Below are 14,144 nucleotides of genomic sequence, written 5' to 3' on the forward strand. Positions count from 1 at the left end.
GCGCGAATTCCGGTCCAGCTAGCCCGGCCGCTTCGCGTTCGCAAACAGCCGGGGTCGGGACGTCAGGCCTTCACCCGCCAGGTCGCGCCCGCCGGACCGTCCATGACCACCACGTTCAGGGCGTTCAGCCGGTCGCGGATGCGGTCGGCCTCCGGCCAGTCCTTGCCGGCGCGGGCGGCCGCGCGTTGCTCCAGCAGGGCCTCGACCTCGGTGCGCAGGTTGTCGGAGACCTCGCCTTCCAGCCATCCGGCCGGATCGGCCTGAAGCACGCCCAGGATGGCGGCGGCGGCGATCAGTTCGCCCTTGGCGCGGGCGACGACGCCCATGTCGCCCGCCGTCATGGCGCGCTCGATCTCGCTGGACAGGGCGAACAGGGTCGCCATGGCCCCCGGGGTGTTGATGTCATCCTCGATGGCCTTGAGGAAGTCCTCGGGCGGTTCGTCGCCATTGGCAGGAACCCCCGCCGCGCGGTGCAGGGCCCCGTAAAGCCGGTCCAGCGCCTTGCGACTCTGGTCCAGCAGCGACTGGTTCCAGTCCAGCGGCTGGCGGTAGTGGGCGCTCAGCAGGGCCCAGCGGACCACCTCGCCCGGGATGTTCTGAACCAGATCGTGCAGCAGCAGAACGTTGCCGATCGACTTGGACATCTTCTCCGCGTCGACGGTCAGGAAGCCGTTGTGCATCCAGTAGCGGCTGTATTCGGCATGGGCGTTCGGCTCATGGGCATGGCCGTGGGCGCAGACGCCCTGGGCGATCTCGTTCTCATGGTGCGGAAACACCAGATCGATGCCGCCGCCGTGGATGTCGATGGGCAGACCCAGCGTCTCCTCGATCATGGCCGAGCATTCGATATGCCAGCCGGGGCGCCCCTCGCCCCACGGCGACGGCCACGACGGCTCGCCCTCCTTCGAGGGCTTCCACAACACGAAGTCGTGCGGATTCTTCTTGTAGGGCGCGACCTCGACCCGGGCCCCGGCGATCATGTCGTCCAGGTTCCGGCCGGACAGGCGGCCATAGGTCTCATAGGACGAGACGTCGAACAGCACATGGCCCTCGGCGGCGTAGGCGCAGCCCTGCTCCATGATCGCGCCGATCTGCTTCACGATCGCGTCCATATGGTCGGTGACGTGGGGGGCGATGTCCGGCGGCGAGACGTTCAGCCGGCCCATGTCGTCCAGATAGGCGGCCTCATAGCGCGCGGTGACCTCGCCGATCGGCGTGCCTTCCCTTGCCGCCTTCGCATTGATCTTGTCGTCCACGTCGGTGACGTTGCGGGCGTAGATGACCTTGTCGGCGCCATACTCGCGGCGCAGAAGCCGGACCAGCACGTCGAACACCACCGGCGGCCGGGCATTGCCGATATGGGCGTAGTCATAGACCGTGGGGCCGCAGACATAGAGGGTCACCCGGTCCGGATTTCGCGGCGTGAACACGCGCTTCTCGCGGTGCAGGGTATCGTGAAGCAGCAGCGGCATAATGAGGCGGTAGCTTTCAGTTTTCTTGCAGGACGGACCTGCGCTCCCATATAGCCGTCCTGCTGCACAAGCGAACAGCGTCGAGATCGAGAATGAGCGTCATCCCCGTCAAGCCGGTTCTGGTCGGCGACAACGACCCCGCCCCGCGCCCCTCGCGCGAAAAGGCGCTGGAGGCGGTGCGCACCCTGCTGGCCTGGGCCGGCGACAATCCCGATCGCCCCGGCCTGATCGACACGCCCCGCCGCGTGGTCGACGCCTATGGCGAATGGTTCGACGGCTATGACGCCGACGTCGAGAAGGAGCTGAGCCGCACCTTCGAGGACGTCCAGGGCTATGACGACATGGTCCTGCTGCGCGACATCGAGGTGGAGAGCCACTGCGAGCACCATATGGCCCCCTTCATCGGCAAGGCCTGTGTCGCCTACATTCCCAACGAGAAGGTGGTCGGCATTTCCAAGCTGGCCCGCGTGGTCGAGATCTTCTCGCGCCGCCTGCAGACCCAGGAAGTTCTGACCAACCAGATCGCCGCCGCCATCGAATCGCACCTCGAACCGGCCGGCGTCGCCATCCTGATCGACGCCGAACACCAGTGCATGACCACCCGCGGCGTGCACCATCGCCACGTTTCGACCATCACCACCCGGTTCACTGGCGTCTTCAAGTCCGACAGCGCGCTCAAGGATCGTTTCCTCAAGCTGGCCCAAGGACGCTGAACGACGCTGATCGGCTCGCCTCACAGGCGTATTTTGCGCAAACGCCACGCTTCGGAACCTCAAGGGGCCCGAAGCCGCTTTACAAGCGAGTTGCGGAACGCCAAGAGACGAACCGAACGTCATAGCTTGCGCTCGCCGCCATCGCGCCGGGCCTGTGGAGAAACTGAAGCATGGGCGCCAAACTTTCAGGTCCCGGTGGTCAGGGCGGCAAGACCATCGAGCAGAACGCGGACATCAACGTCACGCCGTTCGTCGACATCATGCTGGTGCTGCTGATCATCTTCATGGTCGCCGCGCCTCTGGCCACCGTTTCGATCCGCCTCGACCTGCCGCCCGCGACCCCGCCCCCTCCGGGCGAAGTCAAGGAGCCGGTCTACATCACCATCCAGGACACGGGCTCGATCTTCATCGCCGAGAAGCAGACCTCGATCGAAACCCTGGTCGCCGACGTGTGCGCGGCCCTCGGCGGCGGCAATCCGGGCTGCAAGGAAGAGCGCGTCTTCGTCCGCGCCCAGCCGGAAGTGAAGTACGACCAGTTCATGGAGGTCATGAACGCCCTCCAGGAGCAGGGCTTCTACAAGGTCGGCCTGCTGAACGAAGACATCGAATAGGCCTCACGCCTTTCCAAACGAACAAGGGCCGCATCCGGCAAGGATGCGGCCCTTTTTCATGGCTGGGGGCCAGAGCGGCTACTGGACCGACTGGCGGGGCGGGGCGCTCGTCGAGGCCGGGGCCGTCGCGGCGCCGGACGGCTGATAGGGACGCTCGCCCGCAGGTTCGGCCTGCGCCGGAGCGGGCGCCGGCGTGCGGGCGGCGGGGCGGGCCGCTGGGCGACGCGCCGGCGGACGGGCGGCCGTCCGGGTCGGAGCGGCGCGCGGAGCCGCTGCCGGCGGCGTGTCAGCGGCGGCGGTCTGGGCAGGCGGAGCGGTCGTCGCCGCAGCCGGCGTCGGCGCGGCGGGGACAGGCGTGGTCGCGGCGGGAGCCGAGGCGGCCGAGGCCGCGGCGGCGCGGGCGGCCAGCTGCTGGCGAGCCTGGAAGCGGTGGGCCAGCTTCTCGGTCAGGACGCGGGCGGCGGCGGGATCCATCTGGGCCATGATCGCGGCCAGAGAACGGGGCCGCATGGCGGCGGCGACCGGCAGGCGGACGTCGTCGTCCAGGGTGGCGAAGACGCGGGCCGCCTCCTTGGGCCGCATCGCCGAATAGACGGCGACCAGCCGGTCGTTCTCGGCCTTTTCCTGCTCGCTGACCTGACCCAGCAGCACCCGCACCTCGGCCTTCACGGCTTCGAGGGCGGCGACCTTGGCGTCGAGCTTCTGTTCCGCCGTCGCCATCAGCGGCAGCATGGCCGCCAGATCGGCGTCACGGGCGTCCAGCTCCGTGCGGCGTCCGGACAGCGATTGCAGGATCCGCAGCTCGGCGGGGGAGATGCCGGCCTGCTGGGCCAGCTGTTCCGGCGTCAGGGCGCAGACCGCGGCGGCGGCCGATACGGCTGGGGCCGCAGCGGGCACGGCTTCTTCGGCCCAGGCCTTGGCGCCCTCGAACATGCCGGGAGCCACGCCAACGGCGCGGACGACGACCACCCCGCCAATGGCGATGGCGATCAGGGGCAGCAGGCGGGGAATCTTGCTCATGATCGGTTACTCAGCGGGCGTAAAAAGGGAACTCAGGCGGCGAACAGGTCTTCGTCCAGGCTACGGCGAGCGCGGTTGAGGCTTTGCTTCGCAGACTGGTTAGCGGTCAGGGCGCCGAGGATGGCGGCCACATTGTTTCCGCCGGCGACGGGCGCCGGAGCCCGGGCGGCGGCCGGCGCCATGCCCTGGATGCGTTCGGCCAGGGCCGCCATGCGCAGCGCGCGCTCGTCCTCGACCCCAGCGACCGGGACGGGCTCCGTTTGGGGTTTGGCGCGAGCGGGCGCAGGCTCGGCCGGCGCCGCAGGGCCGCGCCCGATCAGCGCTTCCAGCTGGGCCTTGACCTCGCGGGCCTTGATGATGCGGTCGTGCAGCAGGTCCGTTTCCTGACCCGAGGCCCGCAGATTGGCCAGGGCCGCCTCGGCGCGGCCGGCGGCCGAGTTCAGTTCGGCGACAGCGGTAGCGAAGGCCTGCTGCCCGGCGCGCAGGGCCGTCAGCTTCTTCTCCAGCCGCACGCCGTAGCCGAGCGCGGCCACAAGCAGCAGCATCAGCACGCCGTCCAGAATCATGCCGGTCATCAGCGTCTTCCCTTCGTCAGACTCGTGGCTGCCTCGATGCTGATCGGGGCCTCGACGCGCACAGCGATATGCTGGCCCTTGCGGCCCATCCGGCCGGTGGTGACCGGGATCGATCCGCAGCGAACGGAGATGTCGCTGTCGGGCGTGGCGTTGAGCATCAGGGTGTCGCCGACCTTCAGCGCCAGCACCTGCGACAGCGGCAACTGCTGCTCGTCCAGCACGGCGCGAACCTCGGTCTCGGTGGTCCAGAGCTCGGTGGCCAGGTGGCCTTCCCAGATGTTGTCGCGGCCGAATTTCTCACCCATGAACTGCTGCAGCAGCATCTTCCGGATCGGCTCGAGCGTGGCGTAGGGCAGCAGCAGTTCGATCCGCCCTCCCCGGTCCTCCATGTCGATGCGCAGCTTGACCAGAATGGCGGCGTTGGCCGGTCGGGCGATGGCGGCGAAGCGGGGATTGGTCTCAAGCCGGTCGAGGGTGAAATGGACAGGGGTCAGCGGCTCGAAGGCGGCGCGGGCGTCGGCCAGCACGACCTCGACCATCCTCTGGACCAGCACACGTTCGATGGTGGTGTAGGGCCGCCCCTCGATGCGCAGCGCCGCAGTGCCCCGTCGTCCGCCCAGCAGCACGTCGACGATGGAATAGATCAGGTTGGAATCGACCGTCAGCAGGCCGTAGTTGTCCAGCTCCTCGGCGCGGAACACCGCCAGGATGGCCGGCAGCGGGATCGAGTTCAGATAGTCGCCGAAACGGATCGACGAGATGTTGTCGAGGCTGACCTCGACGTTGTCCGAGGTGAAATTGCGCAGGGACGTCGTCATCAGCCGCACCAGGCGGTCGAAGACGATCTCGAGCATCGGCAGGCGCTCGTAGGACACCAGGGCCGAGTTGATGATGGCGCGGATGCCCGAGCGCTCGGAGCCGTCGTCGTCGCCGAGATCGAAGCCCAGCAGGCTGTCGATCTCGTCCTGGTTCAGGACCCGTTCGGCCAGGGCGGCCGTGCGCTCCTCCCCGTCGCCTTCGGCCAGCGGGTCTTCCGTTTCGGCGAACGGATCGGCGTCGTCGGCGAAGGCCGCGTCGGTCATGCCTAGTTCACCAGCATTTCTTCGATCAGCACGGCGTCCACCTTGCCCGGCGCGGCGATCAGATTGACCCGGCGCAGGATTTCGGCGCGCAGCTGGAAGCTGCCGGCGGACCCGGCGAGGTCCTCGGGACGCAGTTCGCGAAGAAAGCCCTGGAACATGTCCTGCATCCGCGGCATCTCGGCCTGCAGCTGCTCGGCGACGTGGGCGTCCCGGGTTTCCAGCGTCAGCTTCAGCTTGAGGTAGGTCGGGCGGCCGTCCGGCGACTGAATGTTCACCGTCATGTCGGGCAGGGTGAAGAAGGTGACGCCGTCAGGGCCTTCCGCGATGACGCCCAGCGACGGATCGGCCGCGGCGTCGCCGCCGCCGCCATGCCCTCCGCCCTTCTTGTCGTCCTTCTTGGCGTGGCCGCCCTTCTTCTCGGCGCCGTGCCCGCCCTCCTCGGCCGCCGCGGGCTTGGGCTGCAGCAGGAAGAAGGCCGCGCCCCCTCCCCCGCCCAGCACCAGGAGGGCCGCGGGAATGATGATGAACAGCAGCGGGAGCTTTTTCTTCTTCGGCGCCTCGCCCTCTTCGCCTTCCGGCGTGGGAGCGTCGGACACGGCGGGCAGGTTGGCGTCGTCGCCCGCAGCCGCACCCTTCTTCTTGCCGAATTTGAACATGCAACGCGCCCCGAGAATCTCTCGGTCCATACGAACGTTTTTTGGTTAACGAGCCGCTAAGAACCGGCAAAACCTGCCGGGCTCCGGATCAAGCTGCACGGCTGAAATGCCCGCCATTGTTGGGTTAACCCTGTTGGCACGACCGTTGCGAGGGATGATCCGGAAGGAGCCGCCCTTGGAAAACGCCGCCTATGTCGGACTGTCACGCCAGATGACGCTGCGCCGCGAGCTCGACATCGTGGCGAACAACATCGCCAATGCGGACACGACCGGCTTCAAGGTCGAACAGCTGCTGCTCGGCTCCGAGTTGGGCGAGCGCGCCCGCAACGCCTTCATCCGTCCCGGCGTCAGCTTCGTGCTGGATAACGGGGTGGGACGCGATTTCAGCCAGGGCGAGCTGGCCCAGACGAGCCGTAATCTCGACTTCGCCATCGAGGGCGAAGGCGCCTTCTTCAAGCTGACGGACGGCCAGGGCGAAGCCTACACCCGCGACGGCGCCTTCACCGTGGACGGCGAAGGCCGGCTGGTCACCGAAGGCGGCGCGGCCGTTCAAGGCGACGGCGGCGACATCATCCTGGACCCCACGCTGGGCGAGCCCTCGGTGGCGGCGGACGGGACCGTCAGCCAGAACGGCGCCCTCGTCGGCAAGCTGTCGATCGTGCGTTTCGACACCCTCGGCGCCCTCGAGAAGGGTGGCGACGGCCTGTACCGCAACGCCTCCAACGCCGCCGCCAGCGAGGCTCCCGACGCCCGCGTGCGCCAAGGCATGCTGGAAGGCTCCAACGTCAATCCGATCCTCGAGATCACCAACCTGATCGAGATCCAGCGCGCCTACGAGAGCGTCAGCCGGATGATCGAGAACACCAACGACCTGTCACGCCGCGCCGTCGAGCGGCTGGGCCGGGCATAAGGAGAGACTGAGACATGCGCGCACTCAGAACCGCAGCCTCGGGGATGTCAGCCCAGCAGCTGAACGTCGAGGTCATCTCGAACAACATCGCCAACATGAACACTGTCGGCTTCAAGCGTCAGCGGGCCGAATTCCAGGACCTGCTGTACCAGAACGTCGAGCGGATGGGCGCGCAGTCGTCCAGCCAGGGTACGGTGGTGCCGACCGGCATCCAGATCGGCGCGGGCGTGAAGGCCGGCTCGGTCTACCGCATCACCGAACAGGGCACGCCGACCCAGACCAGCGGCCGTTACGACATGGCCGTCGACGGCCGCGGCTATTTCCAGGTCATCCTGCCCTCGGGCGAGACGGCCTATACGCGGGCCGGCAATTTCTCGGTCAACGGCGAAGGCCAGCTGGTCACCGACGACGGCTATGCGGTCGAACCCGCCATCACCATCCCGCAGGACGCGGTCGATGTGATGATCTCCAAATCGGGCCAGGTGCAGGTTATCAGCGCCGGAACCACCGAGCCCGCCACCGTCGGGCAGCTGGAACTGGCGACCTTCTTCAACGAGGCGGGGCTGGAAGCTGTCGGCGACAACCTGCTGATGGAAACCGCCGCCTCGGGTTCGGCCACGGTCGGCACGCCGGGCGACGCCGGTCTGGGCCAGATTCTTCAGGGGTACACCGAGGCGTCGAACGTCGACGCCGTGGCCGAGATCAGCGCTCTGATCGTGGCTCAGCGCGCCTATGAGATGAACTCCAAGGTCATCACCACCGCCGACCAGATGCTGTCGGTCGCCTCGCAGGTGAAGTCGTGAGGGCCCTGATCCTCGCGGCCGTCGCGGCCCTGGCGCTCGCGGGGCCCGCCCTCGCCGGACCGGTGACGCTGAAGGTCAATCCGGTGGATTCGGACGGCCGGGTGACCTTGGGCGACCTGTTCGACGGCGCCGGGGCTGCATCAAATGTCGTGGTCGGCCAGCGGGCCGGCCCCTCCATCGTCTTCGAGGCCGGACAGTTGCAGAGCCTGGCCCGTCAGTCGGGTCTGGACTGGGCAAATCCGACCGGGCTTCGCCGGGTCGTGGTGCGCAACGCCGCCATGGCGCCGGGCGCCGCCGCCGTCGCGGCTGCGGATACAGCCGTCGGAACCGCCGGGCCCGCCGTTTCGCGTTCCGCCCCGGTCCGCACGGCCCATGGCGAACGCGTCATCAGCCGCAACGACATCGTCGAGGTCGCCTATGAGGTCGGCGGCGTCCGCCTGACCATCAGCGGCCGGGCCGAGGGCGCCGCCGCCGTCGGCCAGCGTCTGGCCGTCCGCAACCTGCAGTCCAACCGGGTCATCGACGCCGTCGCGACCGCGCCCGGTCAGGCCGCCGCCGGTCCCGCCGCCCGCGCCGCCACCCAACACTTCGCCGCCCGCTGAGGGGAAAACAGTCTGATGCGTACCGCCCTGATCCTGACCGCCGCCCTGTCGTCGCTGACTCTCGGAGCCTGCTCCACCGCCGTGGAAACGGTCATGGGCCCCCAGCTGGCCCCGATCGGCTATCCCTCGGCCCTGGTGCCCACTGACCAGATCGTCATGGCGTCAGCCGCCCAGCAGCAGGCCGATCGCGCCGCCAGCGCCAACAGCCTGTGGCGCACCGGAGCCCGCACCTTCTTCGGCGACCAGCGCGCGCGCAGCATCGGCGACATCCTGACGGTCAACATCGACATCGACGACCGCGCCCAGACCCAGAACTCCACGAACCGGTCGCGCACCAACGACATCTCGGGCGGCATCTCGAACTTCTTCGGGCTGGAGAACAGCCTCGGTCGCGCCTTCCCCGGCGGCTTCGACCCCCAGAACCTGGTCGGACTGGAAGGCGAGTCCAACGCCACCGGCTCCGGGTCGGTCAACCGGTCCGAGAAGGTCAGTCTGACCATCGCCGCCGTCGTCACCGGCGTCATGGCCAACGGCAATCTGGTCATCCAGGGCCGGCAGGAGGTGCGCACCAACCGCGAGGTGCGCGAACTGACCGTCGCCGGCATCGTGCGGCCCGAGGACATCAGCTCGGGCAACACCATCGCCCACACCCAGATCGCCGAGGCCCGCATCAGCTACGGGGGCCGCGGCGACATCAGCCGGGTCCAGGCCACGCCCGCCGCCCAGTCGCTGGTGGAGCGCTTCAGCCCATTCTAGTTGGGCCGCGGTCGTCGGCCCTTCGGGACCTCCCGACCCGACGCGGCCTGGCCATCCGACACGCGCCATTTTAGTCACAAGGCGAAAACTGCCGGGCGACGGCCAAGCGGAGCCGTGAACCGTTAATGAAACACAGCGTTTGGCCATCAGACGCGAGTGTTTTTCATGCTGAAGTTCGCCATCCCCGCCGTCGCCGCCCTCGGGCTGATCGCGTTCGCCGCCCAGTCACAGGCGACGAATTCGGACGTCCAGACGAACGTCGCGCCCATGGCGTGGCATCTCAGCCATGAGGGCGATCTGGCCAAACTGGCCTATGGCGTCGCGAACTCGGACCAGCTGGCGCTGATGATGACCTGCGCGCCGGGTGAGGCCCAGGCCGTTGTGTACGGCGACGTCAAGCCGGCGGGTCCGCGCGTTCACAAGGCCTTGATGCACGCCGTCGCCATCGATCCCCTGAGTGGCGGACTGGCGGACGAGGTGCGGGTGTCGGTCGAAGATCCGTCCCTCAAACAGCTGGCGCAAAGCGGCAAGATGGCGGTCGAGGGCGACGCCGGCGCGTTCGAGCTGACGGCCACCGCGGCCGAACGCAAACTGATCGACGAATTTTTCGCCCATTGCGGACATCGCGGCGTCTGACCACATTCGGTCGAACCTTCAGCGGGGGCTGAACCATGTTTGCCTTTCTCGCCGCCATCCTGGCCCTGCAGACGCCGGCGCCTGCCGTCCCTGCCTGGACCTGGACCCTGTACGCCGACGATACCCCCGTCGTGCTGGCCAATGAAGTTCCCGACACCGCCAACCTGCGAGCCACCCTGGAATGCGATCCGGGGTCCAGCGTCGCCCGGCTCACCCTGTACGGAACCCCGTTGACCGGCATGGCCCGCATCACCGCGGGAGAAGCCGTCGCCATAGCCGAGGCCGCGCCCGCGCGGGGTGACGCCACCCGTCTGACCTTGCGGACCGATCATCCGGCCTTCGCGGCTTTCGCGGCGGACGGGAAGATGAGTGTTCTGGTCGGCGATCACAGGCGACCGGTCGAAGTTCCCGCGACCCACCTTGCCAAGCTGCGCCGTTTCTCGGAACTGTGTTCGGGTTGAACCCCGGAGTCGACATGCGCACCCGCACGATCCTCGCCCTCGCCGTGCTCGCACTGACGGCGTCGGCCTGCGCGACCGCCGGCCCTGAGGCGACCACGCCGGCGGGGTCCGGCGGACCTCCGGCTCCGGTCGAGGGCTACGACTGGTTCTTCCACGCCGACGAGGACGCCGCCCGGCTCGCCTACGGTCTGGCCGAGAGCGACGACCTGCGCCTGGGTCTGGATTGCATCCGCGCATCGGGTCGGCTGTCCCTCAGCGGCGTGGCCCAGGACGCAGCCAAGCCGGAGTTCTACATCGAATCCGGCGGTGAGACCGCGCGTTTCCCGGCCGAGGCGGAACCGTCGCAGCTCAACGACGGCGTCTTCCTGAGCGCCCAGGCGCCCGCCGACGCTCCGGTTTTCCAGCGGTTCCGCCGGCTTGGCTGGCTGGCCCTGTGGCAGGACGGGACGCGCCAGACCTTTGCGCCCCATCCGGCGTCGGCGCCCAATATCGAGCGGTTCTTCGCCTTCTGCGGTTGACGCGGGACGCCGGCTCCGGTGCAGTCCCTCTCCTTGGGAGGGACTTCATGAAAACCATCATCGCCGCCAGCGCCATCGCGCTCCTCGCCGGCTTCGCCCAGCCGGCCATGGCCCAGACAGCGGCGCCCGCCGCGGTCTCCCGCGCAACCCCCAATGCGGCGCTGGCGTCGGTGCTGGCGGACTATGAGACATACCTGCGCGCGGTTGAGCCGGTCACGGCGGGCATGGAGGGCGACCGCGCGGCCCTGTCGCGGCTGGGCGACGCGTCGCGAGAGTTCGAGGTCGCGCAGGAGCCGGTCCTCAAAGGTTTCGCGGACCGGCTGGCGGCGATAGATCCCTCCGGCCTTACCGATGACGAGCGTCTGAACCACGCCTTCATGACCTATGTCGTGAAACGGTCCCGCGACCGCATTCCGCTCGACACCGGCCGCATCGACGCCTTCAACTCCGAAGGCGGCCCGGGTCAGGGCATGAGCTATATCGCCAGCATCACGCGGATTGCCACCATCGCTGACGCCGAGGCGTGGATCGCGCGGCTGGAGGCCATGCCCAAGGTCTATGCCGACCAATTGGCCAATGCCCGGCGCGGCCTTGAGACCGGGATGGTGCAACCTCGATCCATCGTCGAGAACGCCCTGACCCTGATCGAACCCGAAGCCGCCCTGACGCCCGGGGCCGACCCCCTGCTCAAGCCCTTCGCCGCCCTGCCCGCCTCCATCCCCGTGGCCCAACAGAACGCGCTGCGCGAGCGCGCCGCCCGCGCCGTGGCCGACGGCGTCATGCCGCAACGCCGCGAGTGGGCCCGGTTCCTGCGCGAGGACTATCTGCCCCGCGCGCCCGAAACCCTGGGTCTGGTCAACCGGCCGGGCGGGCGGGAGACCTACGCCTATCTGGTGCGGGGCTTCACCACCACGGACCTGACCCCGGATCAGGTGCATCAGATTGGCCTTGAGGAGGTCGCGCGCATCCGCGCCCGCATGGATACCGAGATGCGCGCCGCCGGCTGGACCGGCGACTTCGCCGGCTTCCTCAACTTCCTGCGCACCGATCCTCAGTTCTACGCCACGACGCGCGAAGACCTGCTGGAGAAGGCGTCGGAGATGGCCAAACGGGCCGATGACGGTCTGCCGGCCCTGTTCGGAACCCTGCCCCGCCTGCCGTATGGCGTGCGCCCGGTGCCGCGCGAGATCGAGGCCAACTACACCACCGGCCGCTACAATCAGGGCTCCATCGAGAACGGGATCGCCGGCGGCTATATGGTCAACACCTCCAGCCTGGATCAGCGCGGCCTGTACGAACTGCCGGCCCTGACGCTGCATGAGGCGGTGCCCGGCCATCACCTCCAGATCGCCCTGCAGCAGGAGGCCGAGGACGGTCCCTATTTCCGCCGCAGCGTGGACGTCACCGCCTTCATCGAGGGATGGGGCCTGTACTCCGAATTCCTCGGCGAAGAGATGAATTTCTACCGGACCCCCTACGAGCGGTTCGGCCGGCTGAGCTACGAGATGTGGCGGGCGTGCCGGCTGGTGTCGGACACCGGCATCCACTGGCTGGGCTGGAACCTCGAACAGGCCCGCGCCTGTTTCCGCGACAATTCGGCCCTGGCGCCGCTGAATATCGAGACCGAGCTGCAACGCTACATCGGCTGGCCCGGTCAGGCGACGGCCTACAAGATCGGCGAAATCCGACTGCGCGGAGTGCGGTCGCGGGCGGAGCGTGAGCTTGGCGACCGGTTCGACGTCCGCCGCTTCCACGACGCCCTGCTGGTCGACGGCCCCCTGCCGATGGCCCTGCTGGACGAACGCATGGACCGCTGGATCGCCGAAGAGAAGGCGCGGCCGGCGAACTAGGTCAGCCCCAGCTCCGCCCGCACCTTCCGGGTCAGCTTCGCCGCCACGATCCCGTGGGCGATGACCATATGCTCGGCCAGTTCGTCGTCGGGCCAGTCATCGATGCTGGGCAGATTCACCCATTTGTTCCGCGCCAGATAAGGCGCGGGCCGGGCGTGGCCGGACTCGGTCAGCACTTCATAGGCGATGTCCGAGACCTTGAAGGAGACGCCGCCCCGTTCGCCGACCATGACGAACATCTTGCCGCCGACGCGGTAGGCGTCGTGGTGCTCGCCGAACGGGTGGTCGAGCGTGGCCCCCGGGAGGGCGAGGCAGACCTTGCCGACCCCCTCCCGATCCATGATCAGGCCTCCACGCCCACGCCGATCGGACAGACCACGCCGGTTCCCCCGATGCCGCAATAGCCGGCCGGATTCTTGGCCAGATAACCCTGGTGATAGTCCTCGGCGAAATAATAGGGACCGGCCGGCGCGATCTCGGTCGTGATCGTCCCCCGCCCGGCCTTCGACAGGGCCGCCTGATAGGCGTCGCGCGACGCCTCGGCCTCGGCCCGCTGTTCGTCGTTCAGATAATAGATGGCCGAGCGGTAGGTGGTGCCGATGTCATTGCCCTGGCGCATGCCTTGGGTCGGGTCATGGTTCTCCCAGAACGCCTTCAGCAGCTCGCCATAGCTGATCTCGTGCGGATTGAAGACGACCTGCACCACCTCGGCATGGCCGGTCTTGCCGGTGCAGGTCTCCTCATAGGTCGGATTGGGCGTGATCCCGCCCGAATAGCCGACCGAGGTCACCCAGACGCCCGGCAGCTTCCAGAAGATGCGCTCGACGCCCCAGAAACAGCCCATGCCGAAGATGGCGGTTTCGAACCCCTCGGGGTGCGGCCCCTTGAGAGGCCGGCCGGTGACATAATGGACCTCATCGGTGTGCAGGGGGGTGGAGCGTCCCGGCAGGGCCTCGTCGGCAGTCGGCATTTCGTGGGATTTTCTGGACAGCATGGCCGGGCTCCATTGTGGGCCGCGGTCAGAAGGTTGCGCCTTCCTGATCCGACGCGGCCGGTCGAACGATCAAACGCCTATATGGGATGTGTTCAGGCGCTTGCCGAGGGGGTCCGGGTGTTCTATCAGCCTCGCCTCGCGCCGGATCGACCTCCGGCGTGACACGAAGGCCTTCGGGCGACGTCGTGGAAACGGACAGGTGGCGGAGTGGTCGATCGCGCACGCTTGGAAAGCGTGTGTACGTGAAAGCGTACCGAGGGTTCGAATCCCTCTCTGTCCGCCACGGCCCAAGTCGCAGTTTCTCAATAAAAAACAGAATCGCCATTAACCCCGGAAACTCGACTCCGTCGGCGCAAACTGGTGCGAGCGCCAGAGGTGGCGCACATGAAGATGAGGCTTGGAAATCGCTTCTCGCGCTCAGCCAGCCGGGGTAATCCCAGGCCCACAGGCGATGGTCGAAATGCCGAGTAGGGCCATCAGCAGAT

At 68.0% G+C, this 14,144-nt stretch carries 17 protein-coding genes and 1 tRNA gene; 11 read left to right on the forward strand and 7 right to left on the reverse strand.

Annotation, left to right across the window (positions count from 1 at the left end):
• Nucleotides 1-62: 62 nt before the first annotated feature.
• Entirely contained in the window at nt 63-1,472 is a 1,410-nt protein-coding gene (cysS, locus tag BrevBR_RS09910; protein ID WP_340000822.1) for a cysteine--tRNA ligase, read from the reverse strand.
• 92 nt (nt 1,473-1,564) lie between these two features.
• On the opposite strand from cysS, the gene folE reads away from it, so the two are divergent.
• A complete protein-coding gene (gene folE, locus BrevBR_RS09915) occupies nt 1,565-2,185 on the forward strand; it encodes a GTP cyclohydrolase I FolE (RefSeq protein WP_340000823.1) in 621 nt (206 codons plus the stop codon).
• A 170-nt stretch (nt 2,186-2,355) separates the two neighbouring features.
• Nucleotides 2,356-2,796: a biopolymer transporter ExbD gene (locus tag BrevBR_RS09920; RefSeq protein WP_332641529.1), complete on the forward strand. Its 441-nt coding sequence runs from the start codon at nt 2,356-2,358 to the stop codon at nt 2,794-2,796.
• A gap of 78 nt (nt 2,797-2,874) precedes the next feature.
• Here BrevBR_RS09920 and BrevBR_RS09925 read toward each other — a convergent pair whose 3' ends face one another.
• The 4 genes from BrevBR_RS09925 to BrevBR_RS09940 are packed head-to-tail and all read right to left on the reverse strand — an operon-like array spanning nt 2,875 to nt 6,129.
• Complete coding sequence (locus tag BrevBR_RS09925; RefSeq protein ID WP_340000824.1) at nt 2,875-3,816, reverse strand: MotE family protein; 942 nt, start codon at nt 3,814-3,816, stop codon at nt 2,875-2,877.
• Between the two features lie 32 nt (nt 3,817-3,848).
• On the reverse strand, nt 3,849-4,391 hold the full coding sequence (locus BrevBR_RS09930) for a DUF6468 domain-containing protein (protein WP_340000825.1): 543 nt from the start codon (nt 4,389-4,391) through the stop codon (nt 3,849-3,851).
• Nucleotides 4,391-5,473, reverse strand: coding sequence for a flagellar motor switch protein FliM (gene fliM, locus BrevBR_RS09935; RefSeq protein WP_332641526.1), 1,083 nt, complete (start codon nt 5,471-5,473; stop codon nt 4,391-4,393). The genes BrevBR_RS09930 and fliM overlap by 1 nt, the downstream gene beginning before the upstream one ends.
• A 2-nt stretch (nt 5,474-5,475) precedes the next feature.
• Nucleotides 5,476-6,129, reverse strand: coding sequence for a flagellar basal body-associated FliL family protein (locus BrevBR_RS09940; protein ID WP_332641525.1), 654 nt, complete (start codon nt 6,127-6,129; stop codon nt 5,476-5,478).
• A gap of 175 nt (nt 6,130-6,304) precedes the next feature.
• Here BrevBR_RS09940 and flgF point away from each other — a divergent pair, with 175 nt between their 5' ends.
• The 8 genes from flgF (at nt 6,305) to BrevBR_RS09980 (ending at nt 12,665) form a co-directional block, all read left to right on the forward strand.
• A complete protein-coding gene (flgF, locus tag BrevBR_RS09945) occupies nt 6,305-7,039 on the forward strand; it encodes a flagellar basal-body rod protein FlgF (RefSeq protein WP_340000826.1) in 735 nt (244 codons plus the stop codon).
• A gap of 14 nt (nt 7,040-7,053) precedes the next feature.
• Nucleotides 7,054-7,842, forward strand: coding sequence for a flagellar basal-body rod protein FlgG (flgG, locus tag BrevBR_RS09950; protein ID WP_332641523.1), 789 nt, complete (start codon nt 7,054-7,056; stop codon nt 7,840-7,842).
• The gene (locus tag BrevBR_RS09955) at nt 7,839-8,444 is read left to right on the forward strand and encodes a flagella basal body P-ring formation protein FlgA (RefSeq protein ID WP_340000827.1); all 606 of its coding nucleotides are present in this window, start codon (nt 7,839-7,841) and stop codon (nt 8,442-8,444) included. The genes flgG and BrevBR_RS09955 overlap by 4 nt, the downstream gene beginning before the upstream one ends.
• Before the next feature lie 15 nt (nt 8,445-8,459).
• Nucleotides 8,460-9,200 carry a flagellar basal body L-ring protein FlgH gene (flgH, locus tag BrevBR_RS09960; RefSeq protein WP_340000828.1) on the forward strand — a complete coding sequence of 247 codons (741 nt, stop codon included), beginning with the start codon at nt 8,460-8,462 and terminating at the stop codon, nt 9,198-9,200.
• Nucleotides 9,201-9,365: 165 nt separating this feature from the next.
• Complete coding sequence (locus BrevBR_RS09965) at nt 9,366-9,836, forward strand: hypothetical protein (protein ID WP_340000829.1); 471 nt, start codon at nt 9,366-9,368, stop codon at nt 9,834-9,836.
• A 35-nt stretch (nt 9,837-9,871) separates the two neighbouring features.
• A complete protein-coding gene (locus BrevBR_RS09970) occupies nt 9,872-10,297 on the forward strand; it encodes a hypothetical protein (RefSeq protein WP_332641519.1) in 426 nt (141 codons plus the stop codon).
• Between the two features lie 14 nt (nt 10,298-10,311).
• A complete protein-coding gene (locus BrevBR_RS09975; protein ID WP_340000830.1) occupies nt 10,312-10,815 on the forward strand; it encodes a hypothetical protein in 504 nt (167 codons plus the stop codon).
• Nucleotides 10,816-10,862: 47 nt separating this feature from the next.
• Complete coding sequence (locus tag BrevBR_RS09980; RefSeq protein ID WP_340000831.1) at nt 10,863-12,665, forward strand: DUF885 domain-containing protein; 1,803 nt, start codon at nt 10,863-10,865, stop codon at nt 12,663-12,665.
• Here BrevBR_RS09980 and BrevBR_RS09985 read toward each other — a convergent pair.
• Both BrevBR_RS09985 and msrA read right to left on the reverse strand, forming a co-directional pair.
• Nucleotides 12,662-13,006 carry an MmcQ/YjbR family DNA-binding protein gene (locus BrevBR_RS09985; RefSeq protein ID WP_340000832.1) on the reverse strand — a complete coding sequence of 115 codons (345 nt, stop codon included), beginning with the start codon at nt 13,004-13,006 and terminating at the stop codon, nt 12,662-12,664. The genes BrevBR_RS09980 and BrevBR_RS09985 overlap by 4 nt on opposite strands.
• 2 nt (nt 13,007-13,008) lie before the next feature.
• Nucleotides 13,009-13,659, reverse strand: coding sequence for a peptide-methionine (S)-S-oxide reductase MsrA (gene msrA / locus BrevBR_RS09990; RefSeq protein ID WP_332641515.1), 651 nt, complete (start codon nt 13,657-13,659; stop codon nt 13,009-13,011).
• A gap of 193 nt (nt 13,660-13,852) precedes the next feature.
• Here msrA and BrevBR_RS09995 point away from each other — a divergent pair.
• A tRNA-Ser gene (locus BrevBR_RS09995) sits at nt 13,853-13,942 on the forward strand.
• The last annotated feature ends 202 nt before the right edge of the window (nt 13,943-14,144 follow it).

The sequence above is a fragment of the Brevundimonas sp. BR2-1 genome (assembly GCF_037626195.1).
Lineage (GTDB): Bacteria > Pseudomonadota > Alphaproteobacteria > Caulobacterales > Caulobacteraceae > Brevundimonas.

What these genes read in the sequence shown, in the direction of transcription:
- BrevBR_RS09980 (WP_340000831.1), top strand. Translation starts at nt 10,863, where the DNA reads ATGAAAACCATCATCGCCGCCAGCGCCATCGCGCTCCTCGCCGGCTTC.
- BrevBR_RS09970 (WP_332641519.1), top strand. Translation starts at nt 9,872, where the DNA reads ATGTTTGCCTTTCTCGCCGCCATCCTGGCCCTGCAGACGCCGGCGCCT.
- BrevBR_RS09975 (WP_340000830.1), top strand. Translation starts at nt 10,312, where the DNA reads ATGCGCACCCGCACGATCCTCGCCCTCGCCGTGCTCGCACTGACGGCG.
- BrevBR_RS09920 (WP_332641529.1), top strand. Translation starts at nt 2,356, where the DNA reads ATGGGCGCCAAACTTTCAGGTCCCGGTGGTCAGGGCGGCAAGACCATC.
- cysS (WP_340000822.1), bottom strand. Translation starts at nt 1,472, where the DNA reads ATGCCGCTGCTGCTTCACGATACCCTGCACCGCGAGAAGCGCGTGTTC.
- flgG (WP_332641523.1), top strand. Translation starts at nt 7,054, where the DNA reads ATGCGCGCACTCAGAACCGCAGCCTCGGGGATGTCAGCCCAGCAGCTG.
- BrevBR_RS09930 (WP_340000825.1), bottom strand. Translation starts at nt 4,391, where the DNA reads ATGACCGGCATGATTCTGGACGGCGTGCTGATGCTGCTGCTTGTGGCC.
- flgH (WP_340000828.1), top strand. Translation starts at nt 8,460, where the DNA reads ATGCGTACCGCCCTGATCCTGACCGCCGCCCTGTCGTCGCTGACTCTC.
- BrevBR_RS09985 (WP_340000832.1), bottom strand. Translation starts at nt 13,006, where the DNA reads ATGGATCGGGAGGGGGTCGGCAAGGTCTGCCTCGCCCTCCCGGGGGCC.
- BrevBR_RS09940 (WP_332641525.1), bottom strand. Translation starts at nt 6,129, where the DNA reads ATGTTCAAATTCGGCAAGAAGAAGGGTGCGGCTGCGGGCGACGACGCC.
- BrevBR_RS09965 (WP_340000829.1), top strand. Translation starts at nt 9,366, where the DNA reads ATGCTGAAGTTCGCCATCCCCGCCGTCGCCGCCCTCGGGCTGATCGCG.
- msrA (WP_332641515.1), bottom strand. Translation starts at nt 13,659, where the DNA reads ATGCTGTCCAGAAAATCCCACGAAATGCCGACTGCCGACGAGGCCCTG.
- folE (WP_340000823.1), top strand. Translation starts at nt 1,565, where the DNA reads ATGAGCGTCATCCCCGTCAAGCCGGTTCTGGTCGGCGACAACGACCCC.
- BrevBR_RS09925 (WP_340000824.1), bottom strand. Translation starts at nt 3,816, where the DNA reads ATGAGCAAGATTCCCCGCCTGCTGCCCCTGATCGCCATCGCCATTGGC.
- fliM (WP_332641526.1), bottom strand. Translation starts at nt 5,473, where the DNA reads ATGACCGACGCGGCCTTCGCCGACGACGCCGATCCGTTCGCCGAAACG.